At 68.5% G+C, this 1,890-nt stretch carries 2 protein-coding genes and 1 pseudogene; 2 read left to right on the top strand and 1 reads right to left on the bottom strand.

The genetic code is table 11. The features are described 5' to 3' along the window. Both ACE3QP_RS21655 and ACE3QP_RS21660 read left to right on the top strand, forming a co-directional pair. The coding region (locus tag ACE3QP_RS21655) for an SDR family oxidoreductase (RefSeq protein ID WP_374439145.1) at positions 1-388 on the top strand (388 nt) is incomplete at its 5' end. Between the two features lie 21 nt (positions 389-409). Continuing rightward, complete coding sequence (locus ACE3QP_RS21660; protein ID WP_374439147.1) at positions 410-1,318, top strand: DNA ligase; 909 nt, start codon at positions 410-412, stop codon at positions 1,316-1,318. A 55-nt stretch (positions 1,319-1,373) separates the two neighbouring features. Here the strand turns inward: ACE3QP_RS21660 and ACE3QP_RS21665 are convergent. After that, positions 1,374-1,890, bottom strand: a pseudogene (locus ACE3QP_RS21665) (lysine decarboxylase); the annotation flags it as partial.

Raw genomic sequence — 1,890 nt, forward strand, 5'->3', positions numbered from 1 at the left:
GTCCTCGCTGCTGACGCTGAGCTACCTGGGCGCGCTGCGCTCCATCCCCAACTACAACACCATGGGCCTGGCCAAGGCCAGCCTGGAAGCCAGCGTGCGCTACCTGGCCGAGGCCGTGGGCCGCACTGCGGACGGCCGCGCCATCCGCGCCAACGGCATCAGCGCCGGCCCCATCAAGACGCTGGCCGCCAGCGGCATCAAGGACTTCGGCAAGCTGCTCTCGCGCGTGGCCGACGCCTCGCCCCTGCGCCGCAACGTAACGATTGAAGACGTGGGCAACGTGGCGGCCTTCCTGCTGTCCGACCTGGCCTCGGGCGTTACCGCCGAAATCACCTACGTGGATGGCGGCTTCAGCCAGACGGCGGGCCTGTCCGCCGACCAGGTCTGACCCACAGGACTTTAGGCAAAAATGGCCTCCAGCGCTTATACAGCAAGCGCCAGTAGCTCATTTTTTGATAGCAGACTACCCCGTCGCAGCTGGCTGGCCCTGCTGGCGCTGGCCGCCCTGCCCGGCCAGGCTCCGGCGGCGGACGCCCCGGCGCTGCTGCTGGCGCAGGTGTACCGCCCCGGCCTGCCGCTGCAGGACTACTGGGTGAGCGAAAAATACGACGGTGTGCGTGGCTTCTGGGACGGCCGATCCCTGCGCACGCGCGGCGGCGCCACCGTGGCGGCCCCGGCCTGGTTCACCGCCGGCTGGCCCGAGACGCCGATGGATGGCGAGCTGTGGGCCGGGCGCGGGCGCTTCGGCCACGCCCAGTCCACCACCCGGCAGCAGCAGCCCAACGAGGCCGCGTGGAGGCAGATGCGCTTCATGGTGTTCGACCTGCCCACGCACGGAGGCCCCTTTGACGAGCGCCTGCCAGCCCTGCGGGCGCTGGTGGAACGCCTGGGCCAGCCGTGGGTGCAGGCCGTGCCGCAGCGGCGCGTGGCCACGGATGCGGCCTTGCAGGCCCTGCTGCGGCGCACCGTGCGCGCAGGCGGCGAGGGGCTCATGCTGCACCGGGGCGCCTCGCTCTACCGCGCGGGACGCAGCGACGACCTGCTCAAGCTCAAGGAACACGAGGACGCCGAGGCGCGCGTGCTCGCCCACCTGCCTGGCAAGGGCCGCCACGCGGGCCGCATGGGCGCGCTGTGGGTGGAGATGCCCACGGGTCAACGCTTCCGGCTGGGCGCGGGTTTCAGCGATGCCGACCGCGACCACCCGCCGCCCGTGGGCGCCTGGGTCACCTACCGCTTCCGGGGCACGCACGATGGCGGGCTGCCGCGCTTCGCCAGCTACCTGCGGGTGCGCGAAGACCCGCAGCCACAGGACAAATAGCTATTAAATTGATAGCTGCTTGCGCTTTATGGACGGGCGCTGGAGCCAGATTTGATTACTTTTCTTGGGCCACACAATCCGCGTAGTAGCGCACCTGGCCGCTCTCGTCTTCCACCTCGACCAGGCCGTGGATGTCGGTCTCGAAACCGGGGCACAGCTTGGCGAACTCGCGTGCGAACTTGAGGTAGTCCACGATCTTTTTGTTGAACACCTCGCCGGGGATGAGCAGCGGAATGCCGGGCGGGTACGGCGTGACCAGGCCCACGGTGATGCGGCCTTCGAGGTGGTCGATCTCCACGCGCTCGGTCTGGCGGTGTGCGATGTGCGCGTAGGCGTCGCTGGGCTTCATGGCGGGTGTGAGGTCCGAGAGGTACATCTCGGTCGTCAGGCGGGCGATGTCGTACTTGGCGTACATCTCGTGCACGTGTTGGCACAGGTCGCGCAGGCCCATACGCTCGTAGCGCTTGTGCTGCTGGCAGAACTCGGGAAGGATGCGCCACATGGGCTGGTTCTTCTCGTAGTCGTCCTTGAACTGCTGCAAGGCGGTCAGCAGCGTGTTCCAGCGGCCCTTG

The sequence above is a fragment of the Inhella sp. genome (genome assembly GCF_041912635.1).
Classification (GTDB): domain Bacteria; phylum Pseudomonadota; class Gammaproteobacteria; order Burkholderiales; family Burkholderiaceae_C; genus Inhella.